The following is a 15,133-nucleotide window of genomic DNA, read 5'->3' as shown; positions in this document are numbered from 1 at the left end:
TTATCCGGTATTAGCCCCGGTTTCCCGGAGTTATCCCAGTCTTATGGGCAGGTTACCCACGTGTTACTCACCCGTCCGCCGCTAACTTCTTGAGAGCAAGCTCTCAATCCATTCGCTCGACTTGCATGTATTAGGCACGCCGCCAGCGTTCATCCTGAGCCAGGATCAAACTCTCCAATAAAGTTAGTTTGTCTAGCATCTAAAAATAAAAATTGACGTTTCACGTTGTTTGTTTCGTTTAGTTTTCAAAGTTCAACATCGCGTTTCAGCGACTTTTATAATTTAACATTTTGCGTTAAATCTGTCAACAACTTTTTTCTTTCGTTCCTGACGACGCTTATTAATTTATCATATTAATCATTTGTTCGTCAACACTTTTTAAAAAAATGCCAAAATAATTTTATCTTGGCATGATATAAAGCTTAATAACCACTAATGCAGCAACACCGGGTAGACCTAATAAACTTGTGATTGCTGCTGTACCCAAGTTAATCGGAATATGAAAATCAAAATATGTTCCTATAACATTTACGATAAAGAGTAATGCTATTCCCAAAGTAACATGAAAAAGCGCTTTTCCTATAAAACGTAATGGCTTTGAAGAAACACCAAAAACAAGAAAAATAAAAACTAGAGTAAGAATACAAACAATAACAATTGTAGAATTCATTTTCTCCCTCCTTATGAATGACCTATACACACTCATTTGTATGGGACAAGACGATAAAAAAGAACATGTATCATATAACTCCAGTCGTTTTATCTCGTTCACCTTTATTCGACAACACTTCCTTCATAAAAACCACTATTCGTTCTTTCCAAACGAAATAACCACTAAATGTTTAACGAATAAAATAAAAGGTTCTGCTTTTTCAGCAGAACCTTTTACCATTGTTCCATTTTTACAGGGCGACGTTTTGCTTCTTTTAACAAGAAGAAATATTTTGCCTCTGCTATTTTCAAAGAACAAATCACATCTTGAGATGGTTCCACACTTTGCTCAACCATTCTCTTTTGACGTAACCATTCATTCTTCACCTTTTCTAATAGTACAATTAGTTTATCATCATACTCTTTGCGCAATTTACCCTTTTTTTGAAAGAACATTTTTGTTTCTCCTCTTATACTTCTCTACGACCTTCTAACGCTTTCGACAGTGTCACTTCATCTGCATATTCTAAATCTCCACCCACTGGCAGACCATGTGCAATACGAGTTACCTTAATACCTGTCGGCTTTAAGAGGCGGGATATATACATCGCTGTAGCTTCCCCTTCAATATTAGGGTTTGTTGCCAATATCACTTCTTGTACCGTTTCATCATGCAGTCGCTTTAAAAGTTGTGGGATATTAATGTCTTCTGGTCCAACTCCCTCCATTGGAGAAATCGCACCACGTAACACATGATATACACCTTGATACTCTTTCATCTTTTCCATTGCGATTACATCTTTCGGTTCCTGCACAACACAAACAACCGATTGATCTCGATGTGAATCATTACAAATATAACAAGGATCGCGGTCAGTAATATGTCCGCATACAGAACAATATGCTAAATCTCGCTTCGCATTTACAAGTGCTTTTGCAAAACCTAACACATCATCTTCTTTCATATCTAATACGAAAAATGCCAATCGAACCGCTGTTTTCGGTCCGATTCCTGGCAATTTCATAAAACTATCAATTAGTTTTGATATTGGTTCTGGATAATGCATATATCAATATCCTCCTAGAACATTCCACCCGGTAAGTTTAAGCCTTTTGTAAATTTACCCATTGTAGAATTTGAAAGTTCATCAGCTTTTTTAAGTGCATCATTTGTTGCAGCTAACACTAAGTCTTGTAACATTTCGATATCTTCTGGATCTACAACTTCTTCTTTAACTTTCACTTCAAGAATTTGCTTATGACCATTTGCAATAACTGTGATCATACCGCCACCAGCTGTACCTTCAACTGTTTTTTCGCCAAGTTCTTCTTGCGCTTTCGCCATATCTTTTTGCATCTTTTGCATTTGTTTCATCATGTTATTCATATTTCCCATTCCGCCACGCATCATAATTAATTCCTCCTAATTATTATTACTCTTTTATTTCAATCAGTTCTTGTCCTACTAATTTTACTGCCTCTTCTATAAGAGGATCTTCTTTTTTCTCTGGGCTTTCTTCAGCATTCCCACCTTCACGCTGTAAAAAATCTTCACGGATTTTACCCCATTCACTTTTTGGAATGGCAATCATATTTAATCTTTTACTTAGCAATTCAAATAAAGCTTGTTCCACTGTATCCATGGCTTCTCGATTCTCGCTTGCCATTTTACAGTGAATCTCATATTGAAACGCTAAAACGTAAGTATCATCTGAAGCTGCTACTGGTTCACTATTTTCTAATAAAACAGCAAACGCTACTTTGTTGTATGCTTTGAGTCTTCCTAACAACTCACCCCACACAGCTTTTAATTGTTCTAAATCCTGACGCTTCGCTTGCTTTAACACTTCATTTACACGCCCGACAGGAATCTTCATACTCCCTGTTCGCACTGGCTTTGGTGTTGCACGTGTCTCTCTGACTTCCTGCTGCACACCAGCAGGCACACCATTCTTTTTGACCTCTTCTAACTCTTTCTCCAATTGCTGCATCCTGTTCATAATCGCTTGTAAACGATCTGCACCGTTCGCTTGCATCATAAACTGTTGACACAGTTGTACCATAACAACTTCCAAGAAAATTCGCGGATGATTTGTCCACTTCATTTCCTGTTGTCCCTTACTAAGAGTATGAATGATTTCATAGATTACTTCCGGTTGCATCTCTTCACTTAACATCCGGAATTGCTCATCTACCATTACTCGTTCCAACATATGTTCCAGTTGTGGTGAAGTTTGATATAAAAGCATATCGCGATAATAGTAAATGAAATCCTCCATAAAGCGAACTGGATCTTTCCCTTTCCCCATCATCTCATCTATGATACGTAATGCTCTTGATACATCATTTTCACGTATACATTCTACTAAGTTACCTAAGTATTGTTGAGAAACCGAACCTGTTACAGCTAATACATCTTCTGTCGTAACTGTCTCATCACTATAAGATATCGCCTGATCAATAAGACTCAGCGCATCACGCATACCACCTTCAGCGGCACGTGCAACAATTTGTAACGCCTCATCTTCTACTTGCGTACCTTCATTCGTCACAACCGTCGATAATCTCTCAACAATATCATTTACTGATATTTTTCGAAATTCAAAACGCTGGCAACGTGAAATGATTGTAGGCGGAATCTTATGCGGTTCTGTTGTCGCTAAAATAAAGATGACATGTCCTGGCGGCTCTTCTAACGTTTTTAAAAGCGCATTGAAGGCACCCATGGAAAGCATGTGGACTTCATCAATAATGTATACTTTATATTCTACAGCACTTGGAGCATATTTTACTTTATCTCTAATATCTCGAATTTCATCTACACCGTTATTTGAAGCCGCATCAATTTCTAATACATCTGAAATGGATCCTTGTGTAATCCCCAAACAAGAAGGACATTCATTACAAGGTTCAGCTACCGGAGCATGTTCACAGTTGATTGCTTTTGCAAATACTTTTGCAATTGTCGTTTTTCCTGTTCCCCTCGGCCCAGAAAATAAATAAGCATGTGAAACTTTCTCTTGAAGAAGGGCATTTTGCAACGTTTTTGTCACGTGCTTTTGACCAACTACATCTTCAAACTTTTGCGGTCTCCATGTTCGGTATAACGCTTGGTATGACACGAAAATACGGCCTCCCTCAAAGGTTATTATCTCATTTATTATAACCCATTCTGTTTATAGATTCCAAAAGTTATTTTCTATACAAAAAACCCACCTTAATATTAAGGTGAGTTTTGTATACATATATAACTGCCGTGCACCTTCTGTCGATTACGTACCATAAGCGTTACTCAAGCAGTTAGCTCGGTTCAGGCACTCCTGCGGCACACGAGAAGACCCGCTTATTGCTGCTTCCTTCCGGACCTGACAAGGTTCACGGGGTCCCGTTGCGCAGGACCCAAACGTCAACACCACTTACTTAAGGCAGACCTTACAGCAACATAACCTCGAGAAGGGATTCGGCCTCGCTAGAGCGGATTGCGAGTATAGGGCACCGCTACCTCCCCGCTTAGCACGGCAAAGTTAAAACCAATATTCGGTTGCCTTCATTAAAGGCATTATCAGTATAACTTGTTTTTTTATAAAATGCAAATACGTTAATTCTCTTTGCTTTTCTCTAATTTCTTGATCGCTTTTCTTTTTTTGCGAAGCTCTCTAAAAAAGTTTGTTAACAACGTACCGCATTCTTTTTCTAATACACCAGCCACTACTTCACATTGATGATTAAAGCGTTCATCCGTTAAAAGATTCATCAATGTCCCTGCACATCCACCTTTCGGATCACTTGCACCATATACAACTCGCTTCACTCGTGATAAAACAATTCCACCCGCACACATCGGACAAGGCTCTAATGTTACATATAATGTCGCATCTTCTAAGCGCCATGTCCCTAATTTTTTGCATGCCTCATCAATAGCTAATAACTCAGCGTGAGCTATTGATCTTTGCTCAGTTTCCCTTAAATTATGAGCGACACTAATTACTTCACCATTTAACACTATAACTGCACCAATCGGTACTTCTTGTATTGCCTCTGCCTTTTTAGCCTCTTCTATCGCTAACTGCATAAAATAAATATCTTGATCGTGTTCCATACCATAGTCCTTTCATTACAAATAACGTACACTAATTTCCATTTACTACACATGGGATAACTTTTACAAATTCAATCCACCCTAATAAAAAAGAGAGGGGATTGCATATGAAGAATACTGCCTTACTCATTATCGATATGATTAATGACTTTCAATTTTCACACGGGCCCACCCTAGCCAAAAAATGCGAAATTATAACAAACCCTATTTTACAATTAAAGAAAACAATGAAATCCTTTGGCTATCCCATAATTTATGTTAATGACCATTATCAACTTTGGAGATCTGATATTGACCAACTAATTACTCATTGTACAAATGAGTATAGTGAAGATATCATTCATAAGATTGCCCCAAATTCCGATGATTACATTTTTATTAAACCACATTACTCTGCTTTTTATGAAACACCTTTAAATTCTTTATTAGGCTATTTAAAAATAGAAAATCTCATATTAACAGGAGTCGCAGGGAATATATGTATCCTCTTTACAGCTAACGATGCTCATATGAGAAATTATACACTGTATGTACCACAGGACTGTATCGCCTCTAATCATGATCAGGATAACTTACATGCTTTAAAAATAATGGAAGCCACATTAAAGGCAAATATAGTACCGTCATCTCAAATAAAAATTAATTAATACATATATCTATTTTCTAACTTTTTATATCAAATTAACCCGCTCGCTTCCCTCTTGTGCTACAATAATTCTGTTTTGTGTTTTTAGTAGTCACGGTAAATCACTGATTGAAAGGAGGAAACAGCGTGACCGGAGTACCATTTATCACGGTTGAAGGACCAATTGGTGTTGGAAAAACTTCACTTGCGAAGGAAATTTCAACTCACATGCAACTCCACTTACTAAAAGAGATTGTTGATGAAAACCCTTTTTTAGGAAAGTTCTATGAAGACATCGACGAATGGAGTTTTCAAACAGAGATGTTCTTTCTTTGTAATAGATACAAACAATTAGAAGATATTAACATAAAGTATTTGAATCAAAGGAAGCCAGTGGTAGCAGATTATCACATATTTAAAAATCTAATTTTCGCATCCCGTACATTAAAAGATTCTCAATACGATAAGTACATGCAAATCTATCGTATCCTTACACAAGATATGCCTGTACCAAACGTAATCGTTTATTTAACGGCTAGTTTGGAAACATTACAAGCACGAATTGCAAAGCGCGGAAGAGAATTCGAAAAAAATATGGATCCAAATTACTTACTACAGCTCACAAAAGATTATGAAACTGCAATGGATACGTTTAAAAAGGACCATCCAGACATCCCAGTATTGAAATTTAACGGAGACGATATGGATTTTGTAAAAAATCCTGATGATTTAAACGTTATCCTATCTGCCCTTCAAAATACTCTCTTAAAGGAGTCGAAATAATAATGAATTTAAGGCAAAAATATGATATACCCAATGACGCAGTAATCACTATTGCTGGAACAGTAGGTGTCGGTAAATCAACTATGACAACTGCATTAGCTAACGGTTTAGGCTATCGCACATCATTTGAAAAGGTAGACTCTAACCCGTATTTGGACAAGTTCTATGCTGATTTCACACGCTGGAGCTTTCACTTGCAAGTGTACTTTTTAGCAGAACGATTTAAAGAACAAAAAAGAATTTTTGAATACGGTGGCGGTTTTGTTCAAGATCGCTCTATCTATGAAGACACTGGCATTTTTGCAAAGATGCATCATGAAAAAGGTACAATGACGGAAACTGATTATGAAACATACAAAGGTTTATTTGACGCTATGGTCATGACTCCTTACTTCCCTCATCCTGATTTATTAATTTACTTAGAAGGTTCTTTCGATGATATTGTTGATCGTATCCAAGAACGCGGACGTCCGATGGAACAACAAACACCAATTGAGTATTGGAAAGAGATGCACGGCCGTTACGAAAACTGGATTAATAACTTTAATGCATGCCCTGTTTTACGATTAAACATTAATGAATACGATATTTTAAAAGATGGTGATTCGATTGAACCAATCATTAAAAAAATTGGCCATTTTTTAAAACAAACACGTAAACTTGTAAAATAAAAAACCCGTGCATACGCACGGGTTTTTCTATTAAATTACTTCTTTTTTGTCGGAGCAATAATTTCACTCTCAGGTTTTCCAGCATTAATACGCTGACGAACAGTACTTGTACTAATATCGTATGTTTCAGCAATCTCTTTAACAGTCATTTCTTTCCCGTTAATCACTGCTGTTAATACTTTACCTGTACGTTTTGGAGCTGCTTCTTTCTTTACAGCTTCTTTTTCAACTTTTTTCGGCGCCTCTACTTTTGCCGCAGTTTGCTTTACATCACAAGTGCAACCACAAAGTTTACGGAATGTATCATCGCTTATAATGCGTGACACATTTGCACCACTGTTTAAAATTCTATTGTTCTTACAGACAGGACATTGTACATAATATAAAGTTTTTCCATCTAAAGGAAACGTTTGTATAATAAGATCCATGTTGACTCCTTTCATATCTATGAAGATAATCATCGGAATATGAGTGTGTAATAAGGAGAAAAATCTCCTTACACCATACTTTATGATTGGTTTTAAAATAAAAACTCGTTACGTGTTGGTAACGAGTTCTCCAATCTCCACTTATATGCGCTGTTGTCAATTATATCTGGAGGAGGTAGAGGGATTCGAACCCCCGCGCGACTCTCGCCGCCTGTCGGTTTTCAAGACCGATCCCTTCAGCCAGACTTGGGTATACCTCCATATTGACATCAAATATAATATCAAAAGAAAAACAGTTAGTCAACCCTACTAAAATAAATTATGAGGAAAGGAAAATTTTACTTTTCCTCTCCTACATTATAGTACTGACAACGCTCATAATTACCAATCACTCATACCGATGAATGTTTACATTTACTTAATAACTGTTTTTCCTCCCATATAAGGGCGAAGAACTTCTGGAATTATAATTGTACCATCTTCTTGTTGGTAGTTCTCTAAAATAGCTGCAACCGTACGTCCAATTGCAAGACCAGATCCATTTAATGTATGAACATGTTCTGGTTTTCCGTTTGGCTCACGACGGAAACGGATATTTGCACGTCTCGCTTGGAAAGCCTCAAAATTACTACAAGAAGAAATCTCACGATATGTGCCATAGCTTGGAATCCATACTTCGATATCGTATTTCTTCGCTGCTGTAAATCCTAAATCGCCTGTGCACATGCTCATAACGCGATATGGCAACTCTAATAATTGTAACACGCGTTCTGCATCATTTGTTAGTTTTTCTAACTCTTCATAAGAATCTTCTGGTTTTACGAATTTTACAAGCTCTACTTTGTTGAACTGATGCTGACGAATTAAGCCACGTGTATCACGGCCAGCTGAACCTGCTTCAGAACGGAAACAAGAGCTAAATGCAGCATATCGTATAGGCAATTGCTCTTTATTTAAGATTTCATCACGGTGCATATTCGTTACAGGTACTTCAGCTGTTGGAATTAAGAAGTAATCTTCACTTTCAATACGGAATGCATCTTCTTCAAATTTCGGAAGTTGTCCTGTTCCTGTCATACTTGCACGGTTTACCATATACGGAGGTAACACTTCTTCGTATCCGTGCTCATCAGTATGAAGATCCAGCATAAAGCTAATTAAAGCACGCTCTAATCTCGCGCCAGCACCTTTATAGAATACGAAGCGGCTTCCTGTTACTTTTCCAGCACGCTCAAAATCTAAAATTCCTAAATCTGTAGCAAGATCCCAATGTGGTTTTGGTTCATAAGCAAATTCTTTCACTTCTCCCCAAGTACGTGCTACTACATTATCATCTTCTGTTTCACCAACTGGAGCAGATTCATGAGGGATATTTGGAATAGATAACATTAATCTTTCTAAATCTTCTTCAACTGTACGAAGTTCATTATCAAGATCTTTTACTTTTTCTCCAACTTCACGCATTTCTAGAATTAGAGCTTCTGCATCTTTCTTTTCGCGCTTCAATACAGAGATTTGTTGAGATACTTCGTTACGTTTACTTTTTAGTTCCTCTGTTTGAACAAGTAATTCTCTTCTTCTCGTATCCAGCTCTTCAAAGCGACCAAAATCAGTTAAATCTTCGCCTCTATGCTGTAATTTTGCTTTTACTTCTTCAAAATTTGTACGTAAAAATTTAATATCAAGCATTATATACTCCTCCTTTTATTTTATAAAACACAAAAAACTCCCGTCCCTATATAAAGGGACGGGAGTTAACCCGCGTTGCCACCCTAGTTGAAAGCATTACCGCCTTCCTCTCAAGTAGAAATAACGGCTCTTCACCGGGAATGTTTACTAATCATAAAGATATTCCACATTCCATTCCAGGATGGATTCACAAACTGTTTCTATCGATTTCCACCAACCATCGACTCTCTATAAGAAACGGCATTTGTTACTACTTCCTATCAACACGCTTATTTTATAAAATTGTTACCATCAATTTACTATAATCTTATACAAGTTGCAAGTTACTTATACAACTTTTTTCATTTTCGCTTCTTTTACCATTTCTACAAAGTATGCTGTCACACGATGATCATCCGTTAATTCTGGATGGAACGAAGCAGCTAAAAACTGATTTTGTTTTACCGCTACCATTCGGTCACCATGTGTAGAAAGTACTTCAACATCATCAGCTACATTTACAACATACGGAGCACGGATAAATACACCAATAAATTCTTCTCCTACACCTTTAATTGAAAGTGCAGCTTCAAAGCTATCTTTTTGGCGTCCAAACGCATTGCGCTCTACTGTAATATCCATAGCACCAATATGTGCTTCTTCATAGCCAATAAGTGTTTTTGCAAGAAGAATCATACCTGCACATGTACCAAACATTGGTTTACCAGACTTCGCGAATGTACGAAGTGGTTCCATGAAAGCATACTTATCAATAAGACGGCGCATTGTTGTACTTTCACCGCCTGGTAAAATAAGACCATCAATCTCTTCAAGTTGCTCTATACGCTTTACAACAACAGCTTCTGCACCACTTGCTTCAACTGACTTTATATGCTCACGAACTGCACCTTGAAGACCTAGTACACCGATTTTCACCATTTTAAAGTTCTCCTTCAATTACCATCCACGCTCTTGCATGCGTTGTTCTGGTAATAATGTTGAAATTTCGATACCTTTCATTGCATTACCTAATCCTTTAGAAAGGCTTGCAATTAGTTCGTAATCCTCATAATGAGTCGTCGCTTCAACGATTGCGCGTGCAAATTTCTCTGGATTTTCTGATTTGAAGATACCAGATCCAACAAATACACCATCCGCACCAAGTTGCATCATTAACGCTGCATCTGCTGGTGTTGCTACACCACCTGCTGCGAAGTTTACAACTGGCAAACGGCCAAGGCGTTTAATTTCAAGTAGTACTTCATAAGGAGCACCAGTATTTTTTGCATATGTCATTAACTCATCTTCACGTAGACTTGCAACTTGACGGATTTCTGCATTGACTTGGCGCATATGACGCACTGCCTCTACAATGTTTCCTGTTCCTGGTTCACCTTTTGTACGAAGCATAGATGCACCTTCTGCAATACGACGTGCAGCTTCTCCGATATCACGGCAACCACATACAAACGGAACTGTGTAATCACGTTTATTTAAATGGTATACTTCATCAGCAGGAGTTAATACTTCACTCTCATCGATATAGTCTACCCCTAATGATTCTAATACACGTGCTTCTACAAGGTGACCGATACGGCATTTTGCCATAACCGGAATTGACACTGCACCCATAACTTCTTCAACGATTGTTGGGTCTGCCATACGAGAAACGCCACCTGCTGCGCGAATATCTGCTGGTACACGCTCTAGTGCCATAACGGCAACTGCGCCTGCCTCTTCTGCAATTTTTGCTTGTTCAGCGTTAATTACGTCCATAATAACGCCGCCTTTTTGCATTTCTGCCATTCCACGTTTTACACGTTCTGTCCCTGTTACATTTGTCATGTTACAAAAACCCCCCTAGGTGAATTGCTTTTCCCCGTTAAAGGCGAAAATTAAGAATACTCTTACATTCTACCACTAACTATCAGATGCTTGTCTACTACTTTTTCATAAAGTCGGTATGAAAAATAGGAATAAGAAAAAGCCCCTACAATGAGGAGCTTTTAAAACCAACCTTTTACTGTATCAACAGCACTATTCCATATACCACTAAAGAAAGAACCAATTCCACGCATAGAACGAGTAAACCAATTCGCTTCTTCTACTGCAGATGTTGTTACAAGATCTATTTGTAATGACTTACCGGATAAAAATCCAGGATCATTCGCGTCTTTTGGTGTGATTACCATTTGGCCAAGTGCAGCTCCCTTTTTAATCGGCGCTTCTTGTCCCTTGCTTGCTTCTTTTAATTCTGTTTTATAAACATTTTTACTTCCTTTAGGCACTGGAAGTGAAACAGCTTGTTTTGTTTGAACTGCTACATCTTTATCTTTAGCATTTTCTACTCGTACTGTTTCTTGTCCTTTTACTGAAGAATCTTTTTTATACATTTGCTTCATTTCAAAGTTAGCAAATCCATAATCATATAGCTTCTTTGTTTCATCAAAACGTGCTGTATGAGAACTTGTTTTAATAACTACAGAAATAAAACGCATTCCGTTTCTTTCAACCGTACCAGTGAAGCAATCCCCTGCTTCTGGAGTCGAGCCTGTTTTCAGGCCATCTACGCCATCATATTCTTTCACTAAGCCCTTTAACATCCAGTTCCAGTTCGACATTGCAAACTTCTCTTTTTCTGGACGGAATTCTTTTTTCGGGATTTTTGCTGTATCTAACACTTTTGGATAATCTTTAATTAAATGTTGTGCTAAAGTTGCAACATCCTTTGCAGACATTTTATTTTCTTCATCCGCTGTTGTTCCTTCAGGATGCATTCCCTTTAAATCTTTATTCGTTAAACCTGTAGAATTGACAAATTTATAATTTTTCAACCCTAGTTCTTTCGATTTATCATTCATCATTTTTACGAAGTCTACTTCTTTACCTGCAATTGCTTCTGCTAATGCAATTGTTGCACCATTTGCAGAAAAGATTGCCATTGCTTCATATAACTCTTTTACTGTATAAATTCCACCTTTTTCTAATGCAACATTTGATAAAGAAGCATCTTGTGAAACTTTATACGCATATTCAGAAACCTTAATTTTTTGATCCCACTTAAGTTTTCCTTTAGCCACTGCTTCATGAACTAAATATTCACTCATCATCTTTGTCATACTAGCAATTGATAATAATTCATCTGCATTCTTTTGATATAAAATTTTCCCAGAATTCGCTTCAACTAAAATTGCTGCACCTGCTTCAATGTTTAAAGCAGATCCTGTTTCTGCTGATGCATTGCTATATGGTAACAACATACTACAAGCTAGTGTAAGCATTGTTAATAAAGCAATGAATCTTTTGCAAAACATTCCTTTCACTTTTGCTACCCCCAATATCTATGTACTCACATAACCGTTATTCTAACATAATCAAAAAAAAATAGACAGAGATATCAAATCTCTGTCTATTTGTATATAAGACATTATAATGAGTAGTTTGGAGCCTCTTTTGTAATTTGTACATGATGAGGGTGGCTTTCACGTAAACCAGCACCTGACATACGAATGAATTGTGCATTCTCACGTAAGAATTCTAAATTCTGCGCTCCGCAATATCCCATACCGGCACGTAATCCACCAACTAATTGATGAACTGTATCTGCTAAAGGCCCTTTATATGGTACACGGCCTTCAATACCTTCTGGAACAAGTTTCTTATTTCCTTCTTGGAAGTAACGGTCTTTACTTCCTTTTTCCATCGCTCCGACAGAACCCATACCACGATATACTTTAAATTGACGACCTTGGTAAATTTCAGTTTCTCCAGGGCTTTCAGCAACACCAGCAAACATACTACCTAGCATAACAACGTGTGCTCCTGCTGCTAAAGCTTTTACCATGTCACCAGAGTACTTAACACCACCATCAGCAATAACTGGAATACCGTGTTTACGAGCCTCTGTTGCACAATCATAAACTGCTGTTAATTGTGGTACACCCACGCCAGCTACAACACGTGTCGTACAGATAGAGCCTGGTCCAATACCAACTTTAACTACGTTTGCACCTGCTTCAATTAATGCTTTCGTTGCTTCAGCAGTAGCAACATTTCCAGCGATAATATTTAGTGATGGATATTTCGCACGAACTTCTTTTACCTTATCAATAACACCTTGAGAATGTCCATGAGCTGTATCAAGTACGATTGCATCTACGCTAGCTTTTACTAATGCGTCGATACGAAGCATAGCATCAGCCGTTACACCAACCGCTGCTCCAACTAATAAGCGTCCTTGCTTATCCTTCGCAGAATTTGGGAATTCAATTACTTTTTCAATATCTTTTATTGTAATAAGCCCTTGTAATACACCGTTGTTATCAACAAGAGGGAGTTTTTCAATTTTATACTTTTGTAGGATCTTTTCAGCTTCTTCCAGCGTTGTACCAACTGGAGCTGTAATTAGCTTTTCTTTTGTCATTACGTCGGAAATTTTGATTGAGTAGTCTTGGATAAAACGCATATCACGGTTTGTAATAATACCAACTAATTTTCGCTCGTCTAAATTATTTACAACCGGTACACCTGAGATACGGTATTTTCCCATAAGATGCTCTGCATCATATACTTGATGTTCTGGAGTTAAGAAGAAAGGATCTGAGATAACACCACTTTCAGAACGTTTTACTTTATCAACCTGCTCCGCTTGTTGTTCAATAGACATGTTTTTATGAATAATTCCTAAACCGCCTTGACGAGCCATTGCAATAGCCATATCAGCTTCTGTTACTGTATCCATTCCTGCACTAATTAACGGGATATTTAACTGTAAGCTTTCAGATAAAACTGTTTTAACACTTACTTCTCTTGGTAGTACATCTGACTTTGCTGGTACAAGTAATACGTCATCAAAAGTCAAACCTTCTTTAACAAATTTAGATTCCCACATAATTGTTCCCCCCATGATACCAGAAATTATTATTAGTAGCTTATCAATTGGTTAAAATACTGTCAAGGACGTATATATATGTTAGAATTTTTAGACAATAAAAGGAGCGTAATATATGCATCAAACACATTGTACTTGGCAGCAACTAAGTTTCTTCTTTTCATCTCAAAATGTACAACGTTATCTTGCCCGTTGTTATGAAAAATTCTCTATACAAGATGCTGAAAAAAAAAGTTTCGAAAATTGTTATCCCTTTATTTATTACTTAGAACACGGGAAAAACTATTATGAATTATATAAGGTAGCCCCCTTTTCGATTCAGCCAATGTTATTGTTTTATGGAATGAGCCAACTTTTTAAAGCCTGCTTACTAACTATTGATCCGAACTATCCAGAATCCACTACTGTTTTAGCTCATGGTGTTACAACTCGCAAACGAAAAAAACAGGGATATCAATTTTTAGAAGATGAGGTAAAGGTACAAAAAAACGGATTATTTACTCATGTTGCAGAACAGCTGTTTCACATGAAACACTTAGAAGCAGAGAAGTTTAACATGTTGGATCTAATGGGAAATATTCCTGAATTACAAAATTTATTTCGCTACAGTCAAAGAGGGGGCTCTTTATATAAAATCGATTCAACAAATACAAATGAACTTTCCTTTTCGGTCAACATACTAGATCGACTTCATATGACTACCGAAAGATTTTCACGTTACATTGAATCAACTTGTAAGCATTTATCCATACAACATGTCTCCGGGAAAACGAGCGGATCGAATTTGCTCTTTACAGCTCCTATCCAGTCGTGGAACCCTATATATAGTACGCCTTTATACTACGAATATCTTGCTGATACTTATTACTTACCAATTCCAGCTGACCCAAGAAATCCTAAACCTGTATTACCTGAACTTCTTGTTCATTATTTATTGCTCTACAATTTAAGTATGATTTCTAGATATGAAACAGATTGGTGGTATGATTTACTTGGGAGCTATGGCTCTGAAGATTATCCATTTATTTATCAATTCCTTACTATTTCCGCCCAAAAAATCCCTTACTATATTTCGTCTTTTTTACTAACAGAACCGATCCTATTTCATGGGAAATAAAAAAACACAAGTCAAAAGACTTGTGTTTTTAATTGCTTGGCGACGTCCTACTCTCACAGGGACAAGGTCCCAACTACCATCGGCGCTAGAGAGCTTAACTTCCGTGTTCGGTATGGGAACGGGTGTGACCTCTCTGCCATCATCACCAAACTATGAAGGCATATTCCTTCAAAACTAGATAACATTTGCTACATATTATA

Annotated in this window: 16 protein-coding genes, 1 tRNA gene, 2 rRNA genes, 1 other RNA gene and 1 other annotated feature; of the genes, 4 read left to right on the top strand and 16 right to left on the bottom strand. The window is 37.3% G+C overall.

All coding sequences use genetic code 11. The features are described 5' to 3' along the window. The 8 genes from K5S59_RS24220 to tadA form a co-directional block, all read right to left on the bottom strand. Positions 1-181, bottom strand: a 16S ribosomal RNA gene (locus K5S59_RS24220); the annotation flags it as partial. Between the two features lie 219 nt (positions 182-400). Continuing rightward, positions 401-670, bottom strand: coding sequence for a pro-sigmaK processing inhibitor BofA family protein (locus K5S59_RS24215; RefSeq protein ID WP_001089287.1), 270 nt, complete (start codon positions 668-670; stop codon positions 401-403). Positions 671-885: 215 nt separating this feature from the next. Continuing rightward, complete coding sequence (locus K5S59_RS24210; protein ID WP_000466019.1) at positions 886-1,107, bottom strand: YaaL family protein; 222 nt, start codon at positions 1,105-1,107, stop codon at positions 886-888. Positions 1,108-1,121: 14 nt separating this feature from the next. Continuing rightward, positions 1,122-1,718 (bottom strand): recombination protein RecR, encoded by a 597-nt coding sequence (gene recR / locus K5S59_RS24205; RefSeq protein ID WP_000559170.1) that lies wholly within the window; start codon positions 1,716-1,718, stop codon positions 1,122-1,124. A 14-nt stretch (positions 1,719-1,732) separates the two neighbouring features. Then, positions 1,733-2,059 (bottom strand): YbaB/EbfC family nucleoid-associated protein, encoded by a 327-nt coding sequence (locus K5S59_RS24200; protein WP_170930109.1) that lies wholly within the window; start codon positions 2,057-2,059, stop codon positions 1,733-1,735. 25 nt (positions 2,060-2,084) lie between these two features. Further along, the gene (gene dnaX / locus K5S59_RS24195) at positions 2,085-3,773 is read right to left on the bottom strand and encodes a DNA polymerase III subunit gamma/tau (protein ID WP_000121578.1); all 1,689 of its coding nucleotides are present in this window, start codon (positions 3,771-3,773) and stop codon (positions 2,085-2,087) included. Positions 3,774-3,905: 132 nt separating this feature from the next. Beyond that, positions 3,906-4,170: signal recognition particle sRNA large type (gene ffs / locus K5S59_RS24190), an RNA gene on the bottom strand. A gap of 79 nt (positions 4,171-4,249) precedes the next feature. Then, the gene (gene tadA, locus K5S59_RS24185) at positions 4,250-4,750 is read right to left on the bottom strand and encodes a tRNA adenosine(34) deaminase TadA (RefSeq protein ID WP_000399501.1); all 501 of its coding nucleotides are present in this window, start codon (positions 4,748-4,750) and stop codon (positions 4,250-4,252) included. A 107-nt stretch (positions 4,751-4,857) separates the two neighbouring features. Between tadA and K5S59_RS24180 the strand changes: the two genes are divergently transcribed. The 3 genes from K5S59_RS24180 to K5S59_RS24170 all read left to right on the top strand — a co-directional run bounded on the left by K5S59_RS24180 (position 4,858) and on the right by K5S59_RS24170 (position 6,829). Then, the gene (locus K5S59_RS24180; protein ID WP_000798742.1) at positions 4,858-5,397 is read left to right on the top strand and encodes a cysteine hydrolase family protein; all 540 of its coding nucleotides are present in this window, start codon (positions 4,858-4,860) and stop codon (positions 5,395-5,397) included. 125 nt (positions 5,398-5,522) lie between these two features. Next, a complete protein-coding gene (locus tag K5S59_RS24175; protein WP_000148216.1) occupies positions 5,523-6,158 on the top strand; it encodes a deoxynucleoside kinase in 636 nt (211 codons plus the stop codon). Positions 6,159-6,160: 2 nt separating this feature from the next. Beyond that, positions 6,161-6,829, top strand: coding sequence for a deoxynucleoside kinase (locus K5S59_RS24170; RefSeq protein WP_001053590.1), 669 nt, complete (start codon positions 6,161-6,163; stop codon positions 6,827-6,829). A 35-nt stretch (positions 6,830-6,864) separates the two neighbouring features. On the opposite strand, the gene K5S59_RS24165 is transcribed toward K5S59_RS24170, so the two are convergent. From K5S59_RS24165 to guaB, 7 genes are all read right to left on the bottom strand, one after another. Continuing rightward, entirely contained in the window at positions 6,865-7,257 is a 393-nt protein-coding gene (locus K5S59_RS24165) for a sigma factor-like helix-turn-helix DNA-binding protein (protein WP_002070111.1), read from the bottom strand. A gap of 167 nt (positions 7,258-7,424) precedes the next feature. Then, a tRNA-Ser gene (locus K5S59_RS24160) sits at positions 7,425-7,517 on the bottom strand. A gap of 154 nt (positions 7,518-7,671) precedes the next feature. Further along, positions 7,672-8,946, bottom strand: coding sequence for a serine--tRNA ligase (serS, locus tag K5S59_RS24155; protein ID WP_000884184.1), 1,275 nt, complete (start codon positions 8,944-8,946; stop codon positions 7,672-7,674). Between the two features lie 51 nt (positions 8,947-8,997). Beyond that, positions 8,998-9,219 (bottom strand) — a binding site (T-box leader). A gap of 54 nt (positions 9,220-9,273) precedes the next feature. Continuing rightward, a complete protein-coding gene (pdxT, locus tag K5S59_RS24150) occupies positions 9,274-9,864 on the bottom strand; it encodes a pyridoxal 5'-phosphate synthase glutaminase subunit PdxT (protein WP_000238772.1) in 591 nt (196 codons plus the stop codon). Positions 9,865-9,882: 18 nt separating this feature from the next. Continuing rightward, a complete protein-coding gene (gene pdxS, locus K5S59_RS24145; RefSeq protein ID WP_000186157.1) occupies positions 9,883-10,770 on the bottom strand; it encodes a pyridoxal 5'-phosphate synthase lyase subunit PdxS in 888 nt (295 codons plus the stop codon). Positions 10,771-10,931: 161 nt separating this feature from the next. Beyond that, the gene (dacA, locus tag K5S59_RS24140) at positions 10,932-12,239 is read right to left on the bottom strand and encodes a D-alanyl-D-alanine carboxypeptidase DacA (protein WP_162937150.1); all 1,308 of its coding nucleotides are present in this window, start codon (positions 12,237-12,239) and stop codon (positions 10,932-10,934) included. A 113-nt stretch (positions 12,240-12,352) separates the two neighbouring features. Beyond that, entirely contained in the window at positions 12,353-13,816 is a 1,464-nt protein-coding gene (gene guaB / locus K5S59_RS24135; protein ID WP_000264076.1) for an IMP dehydrogenase, read from the bottom strand. A gap of 115 nt (positions 13,817-13,931) precedes the next feature. Between guaB and K5S59_RS24130 the strand changes: the two genes are divergently transcribed. Beyond that, a complete protein-coding gene (locus K5S59_RS24130; RefSeq protein ID WP_000554252.1) occupies positions 13,932-14,933 on the top strand; it encodes a YaaC family protein in 1,002 nt (333 codons plus the stop codon). Positions 14,934-14,967: 34 nt separating this feature from the next. On the opposite strand, the gene rrf is transcribed toward K5S59_RS24130, so the two are convergent. After that, positions 14,968-15,083: ribosomal RNA gene (gene rrf / locus K5S59_RS24125) — 5S ribosomal RNA — on the bottom strand. Between the last annotated feature and the right edge of the window lie 50 nt (positions 15,084-15,133).

This window comes from Bacillus sp. BML-BC051, assembly GCF_019656175.1.
Classification (GTDB): domain Bacteria; phylum Bacillota; class Bacilli; order Bacillales; family Bacillaceae_G; genus Bacillus_A; species Bacillus_A mobilis.
Note: the sequence above shows the minus strand (reverse complement) of the source record. Positions and strands in the feature narration are given on the sequence as shown.